Raw genomic sequence first — 15,860 nt, forward strand, 5'->3', positions numbered from 1 at the left:
GGGGGGACGACCCCCCAGACCCCCCGGCAACTGCATTTGCAGGCGCCTCCCAGCCGCGCTGCTGCGCGAGCTTGAGGCCGACCAGCGACTCCGGCCCCGCCTGGAGGCCCTCGCCGGCGCGTCCGTCCGGGAACCCGGCGAGCACGCGCGACGCCTCCTTCCAGGTGGCCAGCTGCTCCGCGCCGCGCGAAGGAAGCACTTGCTTACCCGAGCGCAGGTCGTCGACGAGCTGTTTGGCCTTCTCGGGAGTCATGTTGTCGAAGAACTCCCAGTTGACCATCATCACCGGCGCGAAGTCGCAGGCCGCGTTGCACTCGATCCGCTCCAGGCTGACCTTGCCGTCCGCCGTGGTCTCGTCGTGCCCGGCCCCGGCGTGCTCGCTCAGCTCGTTCCAGATCTGGTCGCCGCCCATGATGGCGCACAGCGTGTTGATGCAGACGCCGACGTGGTACTCGCCGACCGGCTTCTGCTTGTACTGCGTGTAGAACGTGACGACGCCCATCACCTGCGCGGGAGAGATCCCGAGCTGCTCGGCGCAGAATTCCACGCCGTCCTGGGTGACGTTGCCCTCCGCGGACTGCACCAGGTGCAGCAGCGGCAGCAGCGCCGACCGCGGCCGCGGGTACCGGCCGATGATCGCCTTGGCGTCGGCCTCCAGCCGCTCCCGAATCTCCGGTTCGTATGTCATCGGTCCACTCCCCCCATGACCGGGTCGATGCTGGCCACGGCGGCGATGATGTCGGCGACCATGCCGCCTTCGCTCATCGCCGGGGTGGCCTGCAGGTTGACGAAGGACGGCTCGCGGAAGTGGACGCGGTACGGGCGGGTACCGCCGTCGCTGACCACGTGGGCGCCGAGCTCGCCGCGCGGCGACTCGATCGGCGCGTACGCCTGCCCGGCCGGCACCCGGAAGCCCTCGGTCACCAGCTTGAAGTGGTGGATCAGCGCCTCCATCGAGGTGCCCATGATGTGCGCGATGTGCCGGGGCGAGTTGCCCATGCCGTCCGCGCCGATCGCCAGCTGCGCCGGCCAGCCGATCTTCTTGTCCTCGATCATCACCGGGCCCTTGGCGGCCTGCAGCCGGTCCAGGCACTGCTCGACGATCTTGAGCGACTCCTCCATCTCGTCCATCCGGACGAGGTAGCGGCCGTACACGTCGCAGGTGTCCTGCGTCGGGACGTCGAAGTCGTAGTCCTCGTAGCCGCAGTAGGGCTGCGACTTGCGCAGGTCCCACGGCAGGCCGGTCGAGCGCAGGACGGGACCGGTGACGCCGAGCGCCATGCAGCCGGTCAGGTCCAGGTAGGCGACGTCCTTCGTCCGCGCCTTGAAGACGGGGTTGTCGTCCATCAGCTTGCGCAGCGCCTGGAGCCGCTTCGGCATCCGGTCCAGGTAGTCGCGGATCTTGCTGGTGGCGCCGCTCGGCAGGTCCTGCGCGACGCCGCCCGGCCGGACGTAGGCCATGTTCATCCGCAGCCCGGTGATCTCCTCGAACAGGTCGAGGGTGTACTCGCGCTCGATGAACCCGTTCAGCATCACCGTCGTCGCGCCGAGTTCGAGGCCGAACGTGGCGATCGCGACCAGGTGCGAGGAGATCCGGTTCAGCTCCATCATCATCACGCGGATGATCTGGGCCCGCTCCGGGACCTGCTCGGTGACGCCGAGCAGCTTCTCCACGCTCAGGCAGTACGCCGTCTCGTTGAAGATCGGCGCCAGGTAGTCCATCCGGGTGCAGAACGTGGTGCCCTGCGTCCAGGTACGGAACTCCATGTTCTTCTCGATGCCGGTGTGCAGGTACCCGATGCCCACCCGGGCCTCGTTCACCGTCTCGCCGTCGAGCGTCAGGATCAGCCGGAGCACGCCGTGCGTGGACGGGTGCTGCGGGCCCATGTTGATGACGAGCCGCTCGTCGCCGAGGTCCTCGGCACCGGCGACGACCTGGTCCCAGTCCTGCCCGCCGACGTCGAAGACCTTGCCTTCGGCCGCCTCCTCCGCCGCGTAGGCGTCGTACTCGGTGTACTTCGTGGAGCTCATACGTACGACCGCCTTTCGTCCGGTGGGGGGATCTCCGCGCCCCGGTACTCGACCGGGATGCCGCCGAGAGGGTAGTCCTTGCGCTGCGGATGGCCGACCCAGTCGTCGGGCATCTCGATGCGCGTCAGCGCCGGGTGGCCGTCGTAGACGATCCCGAAGAAGTCGTAGGTCTCGCGCTCGTGCCAGTCGCTCGTCGGGTAGACCGGCACCAGCGACGGGACGTGCGGGTCGGCGTCCGGGCAGGTCGCCTCCAGCCGGACGCGCCGGTTGTGCGTGATCGACAGCAGGTGCACGACCGAGTGCAGCTCGGCGCCCTCGTCGTCGGGGTAGTGCACGCCGGACACGCCCGAGCACAGCTCGAAGCGCAGGGACGGCTCGTCCCGCATCGTCTTCGCGACGGTGGCCAGGTGCTCGCGCTTGACGAAGAACGTCAGCTCGCCGCGGTCCACGACGACCCGCTCGATGGCGTCCCCGAAATCGGGGACGGCGCGCTCCAGCTCGTCGGCGATCTCGTCGAACTCGCCGGCCTCGGCCGCGCCGCCGGGCCCGCCGTAGGGGCGCTGCGCCGACACCTTCGGGCTCTGCCGGACGACCAGCCCGCCGTAGCCGGAGGTGTCGCCGGTCGTCCGCGCGCCGAACATGCCCTTGCGGGCGACCGGCTGCTCGCGGCGCTCCTCCCCGGTCTGCGCGGGGAGCTTGTCGGCGCCCTGCTCCGCCTGCTGCTCAGGGTTCTGGGAACTCATGTCACGCTCCCTGTCCGAGCAGCGGCAACCGGCGGCGCTTGGCCTCTTCCAGCTCGGCGATCTGCTGCACGCGCTGCGCCCCGAGCTTGGAATTGTTGATCTTGTCGTGCAGCTTCATGATCGCGTCCAGCAGCATCTCCGGCCGCGGCGGGCAGCCCGGCAGGTAGATGTCCACCGGGACGACGTGGTCCACGCCCTGCACGATCGCGTAGTTGTTGAACATGCCGCCGGACGAGGCGCACACGCCCATCGCGATGACCCACTTCGGCTCGGTCATCTGGTCGTAGATCTGCCGCAGCACCGGCGCCATCTTCTGGCTCACCCGGCCCGCGACGATCATCAGGTCGGCCTGCCGCGGCGTCGCCGAGGCACGCTCCATCCCCCACCGGGAGAAGTCGTGCCGGGGGTCGCCGGTCGCCATCATCTCGATCGCGCAGCAGGCCAGGCCGAACGTCGCCGGCCACATCGAGGCGCTGCGCGCCGCGCCGGCGACCTTCTCGACCGTGGTCAGCAGGAAGCCGCTGGGGAGTTTCTCTTCTAGACCCATGTCAGTCCCACTCCAGACCGCCGCGCCGCCAGATGTAGGCGTACGCCACGAGCACGGTGACGATGAAAAGGACCATCTCGACAAGGCCGAACAGCCCCATCCGGTCGAACGCGACCGCCCAGGGGTAAAGGAAGATGATCTCAATGTCGAAGACGATGAACAGCATCGCCGTCAGGTAGTACTTGACCGGAAAGCGCCCGCCTCCGACCGGCTGCGGGGTCGGCTCGATGCCGCACTCGTAGGCGTCCAGCCGGGCGCGGTTCCACCGCTTGGGCCCGGTCAGCGCGGCCATCCCCACCGAGCCGGCGGCGAAGGCGAAGGCGAGCACCCCGAGCACGATGATCGGAATATAGAGATCCATATCTCTACGGCCTCTCCTCGGAACCTGCGACGTTGTACGGGACGGGCCGCCCGCGACCCGCCACCCTAGCCAAGGTGATCAATAGCGGTCCCCTCTCAGGGGGTCGGGTACTGCACTGTAGTCCGCTCACCTGCGGAAGCTTGAAACGAGCGCGCTGGTTCATGCCGCGGGCGCCACCTTCTGCATCGCGTTGATGACGCGGTCCATCGCGTCCCCGCCCTTCGGGTCGGTGAGGTTCGCGAGGAGCTTCATCGTGAACCGCATCAGCGTCGGGTGCGGCAGGCCGTGCGAGGTCAGGAACTTCATGATCCGCGGGTCGCCGATGGCGTGCACGAACAGCCGGGCGAGGGTGAAGTAGCCGCCGTGCTCGTCCTTCAGGATGCGCGGGTACTCGTACAGCGTGCGCTCGCGCTGCGCGGGGGTCCGGCGGGCGAGCGCCTGCACCATGATGTCGGCGGCGAGCCGCCCGGACTCCAGCGCGTAGTCGATGCCCTCGCCGTTGAACGGGTTGATCATGCCGCCGGCGTCGCCGACGAGCAGCATCCCGCGGGTGTAGTGCGGCTGCCGGTTGAAGCCCATCGGCAGCGCGGCGCCGCGGATCTTCGACGTCGCGTGGTCCTCGTCGAACTGCCAGTCCTCCGGCATCTGCGCGCACCAGCGCTTCAGCATGCCCCGGTAGTCGACGCTCTGGAACGCCTTGCTGGTGTTGAGCAGGCCGAGCCCGACGTTGGACGTCCCGTCGCCGACGCCGAACACCCAGCCGTAGCCGGGGAGGAGGCGCTCGCCGTCCCACAGTTCCAGCCACGCCTCCATGAACGCGTCGTCGTGGCGCGGCGTCTCGAAGTAGCGGCGGACCGCGACGCCCATCGGGCGGTCCTCGCGGCGGCGCAGGCCCATGGCGAGCGACAGCCGGGTCGAGTTGCCGTCCGCGGCCACGACCAGCGGCGCGCGGAACTCGATCGCGTCGCCTTCGTGGTCGGCGGTGACGCCGATGATGCGGTCGGTGCGCTCGTCCAGGATGGGTCCGGTGACGTTGCAGCCCTGCAGCAGGTGCGCGCCGGCCTTCGCCGCGTGCTCGGCGAGGAGCTGGTCGAGGTCGGTGCGCTTGCGGACGAGCCCGAAATCGGGGAAGGACGCCAGCTCGGGCCAGGGCAGCTCGACCTTCACGCCGCCGCCGTAGATGCGCAGGCCCTTGTTGCGTCCCCAGCCGGGGTCGTTGATGTCGACGCCCATGCCGATGAGGGCGCGGACGGCGCGCGGGGTGAGCCCGTCGCCGCAGATCTTGTCGCGCGGGAAGGTCGCCTTCTCCAGCAGGAACACGTCCAGGCCGGCCTGGGCGAGCCAGTAGGCGGTCGCCGATCCGGCGGGGCCTGCCCCGACGACGATGGCGTCCGCGTGTCGGGTGGAGTCGGTCACGATGGTTCCTTCGCTCGTTCGCTTGTGAAGTACTTCACAAGGATCCGTGGGGAGTCTATTCCTTTATCACGACTGGTGGGTACTTCTGGGGCGGTCCGGGTTTGGACCGGTCCCGGCCCACCGGCCGGGTCGTGTCAGCCGGGGTTGACGGCGTGGTGCATCGCGGCCACCCCGAACGTGAGGTCGCGCCAGCGCACGCTCCCCCAGCCCGCGTCCTGGATCAGCCGTGCGAGCGCCGCCTGGTCGGGCCAGGCCAGCGTCGACTCGGCCAGGTAGCGGTAGGAGTCGGGATTGGAGCTGACCCGTGCCAGCAGCGGCAGCCCGTACCGGAGATGCGTCTTGTGGCCGAGCGCCAGCAGCGTGTTCGGGGGGTGGCTGACCTCGCAGACCAGCAGCCGCCCGCCCGGCCTCGCGACCCGGCGCAGCTCGCGCAGCGCCCGGCCCGTGTCGGCGACGTTGCGCAGCCCGAACGAGATCGTGACGGCGTCGAACGAGCCGTCCGCGAACGGCAGCCGCAGCGCGTCCCCCGCCACGAAGCTCAGCCCCTCGACGCCCGCCGGCCGCCCCCGGCCGTGCCGGCGCACCCCGACGCGCAGCATGCCGAGCGAGAAGTCGCACGCGACCGTGTCGGCCCCGGCCTCGGCGAACGGCACCGACGAGGTGCCCGTCCCGGCCGCGAGGTCGAGGATCCGCTCGCCCGGTGCCGCCGCCACCGCCCGGACGACCTGCCGCCGCCACCGCCGGTCCAGTCCGCCGGTCATCAGCATGTTCAGCAGGTCGTACCGCTCGGCGGTGCCGTCGAACATCGCCGCGACGTCGGCGGGCTGCTTGTCGAGGGAAGCGCGGGTCATGGACCCACCCTAGAAGGAGCGGCGGGGCCGCGGACGCGCGGGCTCGCGGTCAGTCGGTGCGGGGACGCGCCCCGTCCTCCTTGGTGACCGACTTCTCGAACCTGTCGCGCTGCGCGCGCACGCCCCGGACGACCACGGCGGACATCCGGTCGCGCTGCGCGGACAGCAGGACGTAGCTGACGATCCCGCTGATCAGCAGCGCCAGCAGCAGGAGCAGGAACCCGCGGGCCCCGAAGAGCGCGAGCACCCCCGCGGTGGCCCCGAAGATCGCCAGCCGCGCGGCGGTGTAGAAGATGACGGAACGCATGACCCTTCGAGGGTATCCCCGGAGTTCAGTGATCTCCGCCGGGGGTCACTTCAGGACCTCCAGCAGAAGGGACGGGTCCACATTTCCGCCCGAAAGTATCGAGACGTAGGTGCTCGCCTCGGGGAGGGCGGGGCGGTGGTAGAGGTAGGCGGCGGTGGCCACGGCGCCCGCGGGCTCGGCGATGAGGCGGGTCTCGCGGGCGAGGCGGCGCATCGCCCGGCGGATCTCGTCCTCGGTGACGGTGACGATGCCGTCCACGTGCGCGCGCATGTGCGCGAAGGGCAGGTCGCCGACCTGCTGGACGCGCAGGGCGTCGGCGATGGTGCGGCCGGTGTCCGCCGCCTCCCAGGCGACCGGGCGTCCCGCGGCCATCGAGTCGCGGGCGTCGGCGGCGAGCTCGGGCTCGACGCCGATGATCCTGGCCTCGGGGCGCAGCGCCTTGACGGCGGCGGAGACGCCGGCGATCAGGCCGCCGCCGCTGACCGGGACGAGCACGACGTCCACGTCCGGGCGGTCCTGGACGATCTCCAGCCCGGCGGTGCCCTGGCCCGCGATGACCCGGGCGTCGTCGAAGGGCGGGATCATCGTGAAGCCGTGCGCGGAGGCGAGCTTGCCCGCCGTCTCCGCGCGGGCCTGCATGGTCGGCTCGACGTAGACGACCTCGGCGCCGAGCGCGATGCACGCGTCGACCTTCACGGCCGGGGCGTTGTGCGGCATGACCAGGACGGCCTTGGTGCCGAGGGCACGGGCCGCGTACGCGACGGCCTGCGCGTGGTTGCCGCTGGAGTGCGTGACGACGCCGCGGCCGCGGTCCGCCGGGTCGAGCGATGCGATGGCCGAGTACGCGCCCCGCACCTTGAAAGCGCCGATCGGCTGCAGCGACTCGGCCTTCACCAGCAGCGCCGGCCCGGCGGCGGGGTCGCGGGGAAACGGGACGAGCGGGGTCCGCACGGCGACGCCCGCGATGCGCTCGGCGGCCCGCTCGATCTCCGGCAGCGAAACAAGATCGGACATGTTCCGGAGACTACTTCGCGCGCCGTGCGGCGGCGCCGCGAAGGGGCCGCCGAGAGGCCGTTCCAAGCGTGACTTGGCAGGTCAAACGGGGTCAGCGTGCCCCCTGTGACCCATGCGGCAATCACTATTGGTAATCGCGCCAGCTCGGCGAACTACCGTCGGTGATCTTTTGCGAAAACAAGGGAGAAATCGGTCTTGACCCGCCACACTGTTAAACAGTCCACCCGCGCCGAGAGCGGGACAAAGGGGGAGAGAAAACGTGGAGAGCACGAGCGAGCGCCTGCTGACCCCAGGAGAGGTCGCCGCCCTCTTCCGGGTCGACCCGAAGACGGTCACCCGGTGGGCCGCCGCGGGCCGGATCAGCAGCATCCGCACTCCGGGGGGCCACCGGCGCTTCCGCGAGTCCGAGGTGCACGCGCTGCTGCGCGGCGACGAGCCCGTCGCCGTCGAGCATTCGGCCCGCTGACGAGGTCCTGAGCCGCCCGGACCGCCGCGCCGAAGGCAGTCCTCCGCCCGGGCGGCCGGGCATCCTTCCACGCCCCCGCTCCGCGGCCCGCCACGCCCCCGCGGCCCGCCTCACTCCTGCGGATCCCCCGCCTTCCACTCCTCGAACCGGCGGAGCAGGTCCGCGTCCTCGTCCCGCCACCGGCGCCGCCGGTCCGCCAGCTCCTCCTCGGTGAGCGACTCGTGCAGCAGCCGGTCGTAGTCGGGGTCGTCCGGTCCGATCTCGACGTAGGCGTCCGCGATGATCCGCCCCTCGCGCGCCGCGGCCCCGGACTCGCCGACATCGGCACCGGATTCAGCGACACCGGCCTCACCGGCGTCGGCCTCACCGGCGTCGGCGACCACGCTGTGGGGTACCCGGAGCGTGCCATCGGGAAGCCGGATCACGTACATCGTCGCTCACCTTCGCCGTCTGTCCTCGCGCGCCCTGCCATCGCGGTGTCCTAGATCCCGTACCTGCGGTTGAAGAAGAGCATGACCTCAAGGGCCGTCCGGATGTTGCCGGCGAGCATATCCACCAGGGCCGGCCGCTGCCGGGAGGAGATCGCGGCGAACGCGTCGGCGAAGAACTCGCGGCGGCCGAGCGCGTCCGGCTGCTTGTGGAACCCGCTCGCCAGATGCGGCAGGCACTCCTCGTACAGCTTGCGGAACGCGGGGCTGTCGGACGTCCACTCGCCGTCGTCGCCGTCGATGTCGTCGAGCGCGTGCCCGACCTCGTGCAGCATCACGTCCGGGGTCGGGGACGGCCGGTCGCCCACGACGATCTTGCGGTCGCCGTAGGCGCCGGCGCAGATGTCCCAGGTGGCCCGGCCGGACGGCAGCGGACGGTCGCGCAGGTGGCCCATGTCGTCCAGCTGCGGGACGCCGCCGGGGCCGACGTAGATGCCGTCCAGCCCGCTCGCGAGCTTCTCCTTCAGCGCGTCCGGCAGCCCGGCCAGGCTGTCCACGGCCCCGATCACCTCGGGTGTCGGCGGCCCCTCCCGGAGGTCCCACTGCCGGTGCAGGACGCTCTCCAGGACGCCGCAGTTGCGGCGGCCGTCGGCGGCGCGCGGCGTGCCCGGCGGGTACGGCTCGACCCGCGGCCGGTCGTCGTCCAGCTCGAAGTCGCGCCAGGAGAGGTCGCCCGCCCGCCCCTTGCCGTGCCCGCGCCGCCCGAACCGGCCGGTCAGCCCGCGCGGGCCGCCCGCGGTGTCGACGGGGGAGTCCGGACCGTCCGGCCCGAGCGCGTAGTCGTCGTCGCGGCCCGCCTTGCGGAACCGGCCGAACCGGTCGCGGGGCTGGTTGCTGCGCGGCCGCACCTGCCCCGAGTCGGGCGGGGACGGGGCGTACGACAGCTCGTCCGGACGCGGCCGGCCGCCGCGGAAGCCTTCCCGGGGGCGCGGCTCCCGGGGCTTTCGGTGCACGCCTTTGAAGCGCATCGGGCTCCTCAGTCAGCGGGACCCGCGGGGTGCCGCGCGGCGTGCGCCGCGCGACCGGGCCCCCGGAGGCAGGGTAAGCCCGAACCCGACACGCCGTCATCCCGGGGAGTCACGGGCATGGGCCCGGCCGGCGCCGGTCAGGCGTAGGAGTGCATGCCGGAGAACATGTAGTTCACGCCGAAGAAGTTGAACATCAGCGCGGCGAACGCGACCATCGACAGGATCGCGGCCTTGCGGCCCTTCCACCCCGCCGTCGCGCGCGCGTGCAGGTAGGCGGCGTAGATGACCCAGGTGATGAAGGACCAGACCTCCTTCGGGTCCCAGCCCCAGTAGCGGCCCCACGCCTGGTCGGCCCAGATGGCGCCCATGATGATCGCGGCCGTCCAGATCGGGAACGCGAACATCGTGACCCGCATCGACAGCCGGTCGAGGTTCTCCACGGACGGGACGCGGGACAGGACGCCGCCCGCGGCGACCTTGCCGCGCGACTCCGCCCGGTCCTTGACCAGGTACAGGATCGTGGCGGCGCCCGCGACGGTGAACGAGCCGGTCGCGATGATCGCGGCGGTCACGTGGATGGCGATCCAGTAGGAGTTCAGCGCGGGGCTGACCGGGCCCACCGAGTCGTACAGCCAGATGTTGGCGACGCCGAGCGCGATGACCGCGGCGGCCATCACGAAGGCGCCGAGGAACTGGGCCTTGTAGCGGATCATCACGACGATGAACGCGGTGACGGCGGCGAACGAGATGGCGGTGAGGAACTCGTACATGTTCCCCCACGGCCACCGGTTCGCGGCCAGCCCGCGGGTCACCAGCACGCCGAGGTGCGCGCCCCAGCCGAGCACGTTCAGCAGGACGGCGAGCCGGATCCAGTCCACCGCGGGACGCTCGGGCGCGTCGTCCACCCCGGGGGCGGCCTCGGCGGACTCGGTGGCCTCGGCGCCGGCGGCGCCCACCAGGACCTTCGCCTCGGCCTGCTCGGCGACCGCCGCGCGGCGGCGGCCGAAGCCCAGATCGGCGGCGTAGGCGACCAGCGCGATGATGTACATCACCACGGTGGTCAGCATGAGCTTGTCGCTCAGGTTCGCGAGGTCGGCGTTGCTCACCTCGTCACTCCTTCGGTTCGGTCGCCGGCCCCGATGGGCGATCGGCGTCGGGGTCGGTCCCACCCGGCTCGGACCCGGATTCGGGATCGGGCTCGGCGCCCGGTTCCTCGTCCGGACCGCGCAGCGCGGTCACGATGTCGTCGAACTCCGAGGTCGGGTTCCCCAGCGTGAGACCGCCGACCTCGACCACCGTACGCCCGCCCTCTCCGGCGCTCGCACGGACCCACACCCTGCGCCGCCGGACCATGAACGAGGTCGCCACGCCGAGCACCGCGAGGATGGCCGCGAGCAGCGCGGGGATGCGTCCCGGGTCGCGGTTGACCGACAGGCTCGTCCACTCCTTGAGCCCGTCGAACGTGATCGTCCCGGACCCGTCGGGCAGCTTGAAGCTCTCCCCCGGCTCCAGCAGCTTCTGGCCGCCCTTGACGGGCCGCAGCGTCTTGCCGACGCCCTCCAGCTTGTAGACCGACTGGGGGGTGCCGGTGTCCAGCCCGATGTCGCCCTTGAACGAGGTGACCGTGACGACCGGGCGGATCGGCCCGGGGAACGCCGAGACGATCTGCTTGCCGTCCTCGCTGGCGACGGCCGTCGGCCACAGGATCGCGTAGAAGGCGAGCTGGTCGGGCTGCGCGTCCGGGACCTTGATGACGCCTTCGGACGTCATGTTCCGCGGCTCCATCTCCAGGAACGGCACCGTGTCCTGGAACGCGACGTTGCCCTTGGCGTCCCGGACGGTGAACTTCGGCGCGTACCCGTGGCCGAGCAGGTACACCTTCGCGCCGCCGACCTTCAGCGGATGGTTGATCCGCAGGTCCCAGGGCTTCTCCTTGCCGTCCGGGGTGGCCCGGTAGCGGATGTGGGCGTCGAACGAGGTGGCCTGGCCGCGCTTGTCGCCCTTGGCCTCGTACCGCACCTTGAAGTCGTCCAGCGTGACCGTGAACGGGGCCAGCTCGCCGCCGCTGAACGCGCGTCCCGGCGTGAACTGGTCGTACAGGCCGAGCGAGTTGGCGAACGTCTTGCCCTCCATCAGCAGGACGTTCCCCCGGTAGCCGAACAGGTTGCCGAGGCCGAGCGCGAACAGCAGCGCCAGCAGCGCCAGGTGGAAGAGCAGGTTGCCCGACTCGCCCAGGTAGCCCTTCTCGGCGGACGCGGCGCCGCCGGACACGTCCACCCGGAACCGGCGCCCGCGCAGCACCTTGCGGGCCTCGGCGAGGACGTCGTCCGGGGACGCGTCGGTCTCGTACGTCTGCGACTGCGGCAGCCGCCCCAGGTTGCGCGGCGCCGCCGGGGGCCGCGCCCGCATCGACTTGTAGTGCTTGAACGCGCGCGGGATGACGCAGCCGGCCAGCGAGACGAACAGCAGGATGTAGATCGCCGCGAACCAGGGCGCGGCGAACACGTCGAACATGGAGAACTTGTCGAGCCACGGCCCGAGCGTCTTGTGCTCGTCCAGGTAGGCGACGACCTTCTCGGGCGCCTGCCCCCGCTGCGGCAGGACCGACCCCGGCACCGCGCCGAGCGCCACCAGGAACAGCAGGATCAGCGCGGTGCGCATCGTGGTGAGCTGCCGCCAGCCCCACCGCAGCCAGCCGAGCGGGCCGATGCCCGTGGGGCGCGGCACCTCCCCGGGCGCCTGCCGCGCGGCGGGGGCCGCGGTGCCCGGGTCGGTACCCGGTTCCTCCGTGCTGGATTCCTTGGTGTCAGTCATCTCAAATCACCGGTTCGAAGCCGCTGATCCACGACCTCAGCTCGATGGTCAGGTCACCCCACAGGCCGCTCACGAGCAGCACCCCGATGAGGACGAGCATCCCCCCGCCGATCCGCATGACCAGGGGGTAGTGGCGCTTCACGGCGCCGAACGCGCCGAGCGCGTGGCGGTAGGCCAGCGCGGTCGCCACGAACGGCAGGCCGAGACCCGCACAGTACGCCAGCGACAACAGCGCGCCGCGCGCGGCGCTGGCCTCGGTGATCGCGAGGCCCTGCACCGCGCCGAGCGTCGGGCCGATGCACGGCGTCCAGCCGAGCCCGAACAGGACGCCGAGGAGCGGCGCCCCCGCGAGCCCGGCCGCCGGCAGCCGCCCGGACTTCACCGTCCGCTGCAGGCCGGGGACCAGGCCCATGAACGCGAGGCCGAACACGATCGTGACGACGCCGAGGACCCGGGTGATCGTGTCCTGGTACTCCAGCAGCCAGCGGCCGAGCCCGCCGAAGACCACGCCGTAGCTGACGAACACGAGGCTGAAGCCCGCGATGAACAGCAGGGCGCCGGCGAGGAGCCGTCCGCGCCGCTGCTCGGCCAGGTCGACGCCGGTCATGCCGGTGACGTAGGACAGGTAGCCGGGCACGAGCGGCAGGACGCACGGCGAGGCGAACGAGACGAGCCCGGCGAGCGCCGCCAGCGGCGCCGCCGCCACCAGCGACCCGCTGACGACCGTCTCGTTGAGCGTGCTCACTGTTCCGCGAGCACCTTGGCGACCAGGGAGCTGAGCTTGGAGTAGGTCGTGGCGCCGATGATGCGGGCGGCGACGCGGCCCTGCCGGTCCAGCACGAGCGTGCTCGGGATCGCGCTCGGCGGGACCTCCCGGAACGCCAGCGTGGCCTGGCCGTCCGCGTCGAACAGGCTCGGGTAGGTGACCTTGAACTTGCGCTCGAACGCCTGCGCGTTGGCCTTGGAGTCCTTGAAGTTGACGCCGAGGAACTCGACGCCCTTCGCCTTGCTCTCGTCGTAGACGTGCTGGAGGGACGGCGCCTCGCCGCGGCACGGCGCGCACCACGACGCCCAGAAGTTGACCACGGCGACCTTGCCGTTGAGGCCGGTCAGCTTGAACGCCTTGCCGTCGAGGGTCTCCCCCGCCACGCTCTGGACGCTCTTGCGATCGCCGGCCTTGTACTGCGTCACGTTCCCGTCGCCGGAGATGAACCGGTTGTCGCCGCCGTCCGGCCCGCTGCCGGCGGCGTCGGTCCCGGCGCAGCCGGCCAGCAGCCCGCACAGCGCCGCGGCGGCCGCGGCGGCGCGAAGCGGGGGCGTTCGGCGGGGGTTCACCAGGACCCTCCTACTACTACGAGACGTAGTACTACAACTTAGCGGTGCGGTCAGGCACCCGCGACACTGGGGCCCTGCGCGATCCCGGCCGCGGGCTCGCAGTAGGCGACCTCGACGAGCCGGCTGCCCGCGAACGTCAGGCTCGTGAGGCTCGCCAGCGAGCACTCCCGCCGGTTCGGGTGGTGCCACAGGCGGCGGTGCTCGGCGTGCAGCCGCAGGATCCAGATCGGCAGCTGGTGGCTGACGCACACGGCCTCGTGGCCGCGCGCCGCCTCCCGCGCCCGGACCACGGCGGCGCGCATCCGGGCGGCGAGCTGCCGGTACGGCTCGCCCCAGGAGGGCCGGAAGGGGTTGGCGAGGTGCCGCCAGTGCTCGGGGCGGCGCAGCGAGCCGGCCCCGGCGCCGAACGTCAGGCCCTCGAAGTGGTTGTCGGCCTCGATGAGGCGGTCGTCCACCGTGACGGGCAGGTCCAGCGCGTCGGCGAGCGGCGCCGCCGTCTCCAGTGCCCGCTGCATCGGCGAGGAGAACAGCGCGGTGACGTCCCGGTCGGCGAACCATCTGGCGGCGGCCTTCGCCATGAGGACGCCGTCCTCGCTGAGGCGGTAGCCGGGCAGCCGCCCGTACAGGATGCCTTCGGGATTGTGCACCTCACCGTGCCGCAGCAGGTGAACGGTAGTCGTCTCAGTCATCGCGACGCCAGATTACCCGCGCCGCGTTCCTGTCCGGCCGCCGGTCCCGCCTGTGCGGGGACGGCTCAGATGCGGGTGGCGTCCACGTACCCGGCGATGCGCTCGGCGGCCCGGTCGAGGTCGGCCGCGGCGGGCTTGGCGTCCCCGAGCGCCTGGATGTACCAGTAGACGAGGGCCGACTTGCAGATGCCGGCGTTCGCCGCCGGGGCGACGCAGCTGATCGGCGACGCCGTGCCCTGCGGCGTCAGGACCGCCACCTCCGCCTTCACGGCGGGCGACGGCGGAAGATCGTCGGTGCCCGGCCCGCGGGTGATCATGGCCTGGACGCCGGGGACGCCCGTCTCCAGCGGCTCCCAGTTGCCGAGGATGCTCGTGCACTCGTTGCCCTGCGCCCGTTCCCGCCGCGCCTGCGCGGAGTCCGGGAAGTACTCGCAGAGCTGGCTCCGGACGCCGCCGATCGAGCCCTGCCAGACCTGGGTGACCTGCGCCGTCCCGAAGTCGCCGATCGTGCTGGAGCCGCCGTTCGCGCCCATCGACCCCTCGCACCGGGCCCCCGCTGGACCGATCAGCAGCCCCTGGCCGGACCGGTACACGGCGGCGTTCTTCGGCAGCTTGACCTGGGCCGGGAGTGTCACCTTCGCGGGGCCCCCGGAGGGTGTGCCGGTCCCGCCCGGCGCCTCGGTGACGCACGGCCGCACGTCCGCGACGTCGGCCGCGACCCTGACCGTCGCGGACGGCCGCGGCGCCGGGCCGTCCTTGGTGCCCTGCTGGACGGCGAAAGCGCCCGCCCCGACGACCGCGGCCGTCCCGACCGCCACGGCGGACATGCCCGCGCCGCTGCCGAGGAACGCCTTCACCGCGGACATCCCCGCGATCTTGCCCGCGGTGGACGCCGTCGCCGTCCCCGCTCCGGCCGCGCCCGCGGTGCCGGCCGCCCCCGGGACCAGCAGGGCGGCCAGTGGGAACAGCGCGGCCAGCGCGACGGCGGACGCGGCGAGGTCCGTGCCGCCGCGGGCCTCCCAGTCCGCGCCGTAGGCCGCGCGGGCGTCGCGCTCCAGGTCGTCCACGAACGCGGCGGCGCCAGCCGGGCGGTCCGCCGGCTCCGTGGCCATCCCGCGCAGGACGAGCGGCCGCAGCGCCTCGGGCACGTCCGCGACCGGGACGTCCCCGGCGAGGTGCGCCCGCATCAGCTCGGCGCGGCCGCCGGCGTAGGGCCGCCGCCCGGTGACGCACTCGACGAACACGCAGGTCGCCGCGTACACGTCGGACGCAGGCGTGGCGACGTGCCGGCTCCACTGCTCGGGCGCCATGTAGTACGGGGTCCCGGCGCCGCCGGCCTCCTCGCCGGCCGGGGCGGCGATGCCGAAGTCGACGAGGCGGCTGCGCCCGTCGGCGGGGACGACCACGTTCGCGGGCTTGTAGTCGCGGTGGACGACGCCGACCGCGTGCGCGGCCGCCAGCCCCAGCAGGGAGCCCTTGAGGACGGTCAGCGCCGCCTCGGGGCCGAGCGCCCCGTGCCGCTCCAGCACGTCCTTGAGGGAGACCCCGTCGACGGCCTCCATGATGATCGCGGCGGTGTCCGGCCCCTCGACGAGCCGGAAGAGCCGCGCCACGTGCGGGCTGTTCGCCTGGCCGAGCATGCGGGCCTCGTGCCGCAGCCGCTCCCGGTCGGCCTCGTCCGCGCGGGCGGCCAGGTACTTGATCGCGACGGGCGTCCCGGACGCCTCGTGCCGGGCCAGCACCACGCGCCCCTGGGCGCCCGCGCCGAGCGCCCGCACCTCCGCGAACCCCTCGACCCGCCACTCGCCGTCCACAGACCCTCCGCCCGCC

At 72.1% G+C, this 15,860-nt stretch carries 18 protein-coding genes; 1 reads left to right on the forward strand and 17 read right to left on the reverse strand.

Annotated features, from left to right (window positions below):
- The 9 genes from nuoE to E1293_RS33305 form a co-directional block, all read right to left on the reverse strand.
- On the reverse strand, positions 1–688 hold a 688-nt coding region (gene nuoE, locus E1293_RS33265; protein ID WP_132201698.1), incomplete at its 3' end, for an NADH-quinone oxidoreductase subunit NuoE.
- Positions 685–2,031 (reverse strand): NADH-quinone oxidoreductase subunit D, encoded by a 1,347-nt coding sequence (locus E1293_RS33270; RefSeq protein WP_132201700.1) that lies wholly within the window; start codon positions 2,029–2,031, stop codon positions 685–687. The genes nuoE and E1293_RS33270, both read right to left, overlap by 4 nt.
- Positions 2,028–2,774: an NADH-quinone oxidoreductase subunit C gene (locus E1293_RS33275; RefSeq protein WP_132201702.1), complete on the reverse strand. Its 747-nt coding sequence runs from the start codon at positions 2,772–2,774 to the stop codon at positions 2,028–2,030. The genes E1293_RS33270 and E1293_RS33275 overlap by 4 nt, the downstream gene beginning before the upstream one ends.
- Before the next feature lies 1 nt (position 2,775).
- Entirely contained in the window at positions 2,776–3,321 is a 546-nt protein-coding gene (locus E1293_RS33280) for a NuoB/complex I 20 kDa subunit family protein (RefSeq protein WP_132201704.1), read from the reverse strand.
- A 1-nt stretch (position 3,322) separates the two neighbouring features.
- Positions 3,323–3,682, reverse strand: coding sequence for an NADH-quinone oxidoreductase subunit A (locus E1293_RS33285; protein ID WP_132201706.1), 360 nt, complete (start codon positions 3,680–3,682; stop codon positions 3,323–3,325).
- A gap of 159 nt (positions 3,683–3,841) precedes the next feature.
- Positions 3,842–5,098 carry a geranylgeranyl reductase family protein gene (locus E1293_RS33290; protein ID WP_132201708.1) on the reverse strand — a complete coding sequence of 419 codons (1,257 nt, stop codon included), beginning with the start codon at positions 5,096–5,098 and terminating at the stop codon, positions 3,842–3,844.
- Positions 5,099–5,232: 134 nt separating this feature from the next.
- The gene (locus tag E1293_RS33295; RefSeq protein WP_132201710.1) at positions 5,233–5,949 is read right to left on the reverse strand and encodes a demethylmenaquinone methyltransferase; all 717 of its coding nucleotides are present in this window, start codon (positions 5,947–5,949) and stop codon (positions 5,233–5,235) included.
- 49 nt (positions 5,950–5,998) lie between these two features.
- Positions 5,999–6,256, reverse strand: coding sequence for a DUF4229 domain-containing protein (locus E1293_RS33300; RefSeq protein ID WP_132201712.1), 258 nt, complete (start codon positions 6,254–6,256; stop codon positions 5,999–6,001).
- A gap of 45 nt (positions 6,257–6,301) precedes the next feature.
- Entirely contained in the window at positions 6,302–7,270 is a 969-nt protein-coding gene (locus E1293_RS33305) for a threonine ammonia-lyase (RefSeq protein ID WP_132201714.1), read from the reverse strand.
- A gap of 259 nt (positions 7,271–7,529) precedes the next feature.
- On the opposite strand from E1293_RS33305, the gene E1293_RS33310 reads away from it, so the two are divergent.
- Positions 7,530–7,736 (forward strand): BldC family transcriptional regulator, encoded by a 207-nt coding sequence (locus E1293_RS33310; protein ID WP_132201716.1) that lies wholly within the window; start codon positions 7,530–7,532, stop codon positions 7,734–7,736.
- 110 nt (positions 7,737–7,846) lie between these two features.
- On the opposite strand, the gene E1293_RS33315 is transcribed toward E1293_RS33310, so the two are convergent.
- The 8 genes from E1293_RS33315 to E1293_RS48820 all read right to left on the reverse strand — a co-directional run.
- Positions 7,847–8,167 (reverse strand): hypothetical protein, encoded by a 321-nt coding sequence (locus E1293_RS33315; protein ID WP_132201718.1) that lies wholly within the window; start codon positions 8,165–8,167, stop codon positions 7,847–7,849.
- 50 nt (positions 8,168–8,217) lie between these two features.
- Complete coding sequence (locus E1293_RS33320; protein WP_132201720.1) at positions 8,218–9,192, reverse strand: hypothetical protein; 975 nt, start codon at positions 9,190–9,192, stop codon at positions 8,218–8,220.
- A 137-nt stretch (positions 9,193–9,329) separates the two neighbouring features.
- Positions 9,330–10,298, reverse strand: a complete 969-nt coding sequence (gene ccsB, locus E1293_RS33325) for a c-type cytochrome biogenesis protein CcsB (protein ID WP_132201722.1) — start codon at positions 10,296–10,298, stop codon at positions 9,330–9,332.
- A 4-nt stretch (positions 10,299–10,302) separates the two neighbouring features.
- The gene (gene resB, locus E1293_RS33330) at positions 10,303–12,006 is read right to left on the reverse strand and encodes a cytochrome c biogenesis protein ResB (RefSeq protein WP_132201724.1); all 1,704 of its coding nucleotides are present in this window, start codon (positions 12,004–12,006) and stop codon (positions 10,303–10,305) included.
- 1 nt (position 12,007) lies between these two features.
- The gene (locus tag E1293_RS33335) at positions 12,008–12,751 is read right to left on the reverse strand and encodes a cytochrome c biogenesis CcdA family protein (RefSeq protein WP_132201726.1); all 744 of its coding nucleotides are present in this window, start codon (positions 12,749–12,751) and stop codon (positions 12,008–12,010) included.
- Complete coding sequence (locus tag E1293_RS33340; protein ID WP_132201728.1) at positions 12,748–13,341, reverse strand: TlpA family protein disulfide reductase; 594 nt, start codon at positions 13,339–13,341, stop codon at positions 12,748–12,750. Before E1293_RS33340 ends, E1293_RS33335 begins: the two co-directional genes overlap by 4 nt.
- A 50-nt stretch (positions 13,342–13,391) precedes the next feature.
- A complete protein-coding gene (locus tag E1293_RS33345) occupies positions 13,392–14,030 on the reverse strand; it encodes a histidine phosphatase family protein (RefSeq protein WP_132201730.1) in 639 nt (212 codons plus the stop codon).
- A gap of 65 nt (positions 14,031–14,095) precedes the next feature.
- Positions 14,096–15,860 (reverse strand): serine/threonine-protein kinase (locus tag E1293_RS48820; RefSeq protein ID WP_207939235.1); only part of this gene is annotated, 1,765 nt, incomplete at its 5' end.

It is taken from the genome of Actinomadura darangshiensis, assembly GCF_004349235.1.
Lineage (GTDB): Bacteria > Actinomycetota > Actinomycetes > Streptosporangiales > Streptosporangiaceae > Spirillospora > Spirillospora darangshiensis.

Coding starts and splice junctions, on each gene's coding strand:
- E1293_RS33320 (WP_132201720.1), bottom strand. CDS start 9,192: ATGCGCTTCAAAGGCGTGCACCGAAAGCCCCGGGAGCCGCGCCCCCGG.
- E1293_RS33345 (WP_132201730.1), bottom strand. CDS start 14,030: ATGACTGAGACGACTACCGTTCACCTGCTGCGGCACGGTGAGGTGCAC.
- E1293_RS33270 (WP_132201700.1), bottom strand. CDS start 2,031: ATGAGCTCCACGAAGTACACCGAGTACGACGCCTACGCGGCGGAGGAG.
- E1293_RS33315 (WP_132201718.1), bottom strand. CDS start 8,167: ATGTACGTGATCCGGCTTCCCGATGGCACGCTCCGGGTACCCCACAGC.
- E1293_RS33305 (WP_132201714.1), bottom strand. CDS start 7,270: ATGTCCGATCTTGTTTCGCTGCCGGAGATCGAGCGGGCCGCCGAGCGC.
- E1293_RS33275 (WP_132201702.1), bottom strand. CDS start 2,774: ATGAGTTCCCAGAACCCTGAGCAGCAGGCGGAGCAGGGCGCCGACAAG.
- E1293_RS33280 (WP_132201704.1), bottom strand. CDS start 3,321: ATGGGTCTAGAAGAGAAACTCCCCAGCGGCTTCCTGCTGACCACGGTC.
- E1293_RS33300 (WP_132201712.1), bottom strand. CDS start 6,256: ATGCGTTCCGTCATCTTCTACACCGCCGCGCGGCTGGCGATCTTCGGG.
- resB (WP_132201724.1), bottom strand. CDS start 12,006: ATGACTGACACCAAGGAATCCAGCACGGAGGAACCGGGTACCGACCCG.
- E1293_RS33295 (WP_132201710.1), bottom strand. CDS start 5,949: ATGACCCGCGCTTCCCTCGACAAGCAGCCCGCCGACGTCGCGGCGATG.
- E1293_RS33285 (WP_132201706.1), bottom strand. CDS start 3,682: ATGGATCTCTATATTCCGATCATCGTGCTCGGGGTGCTCGCCTTCGCC.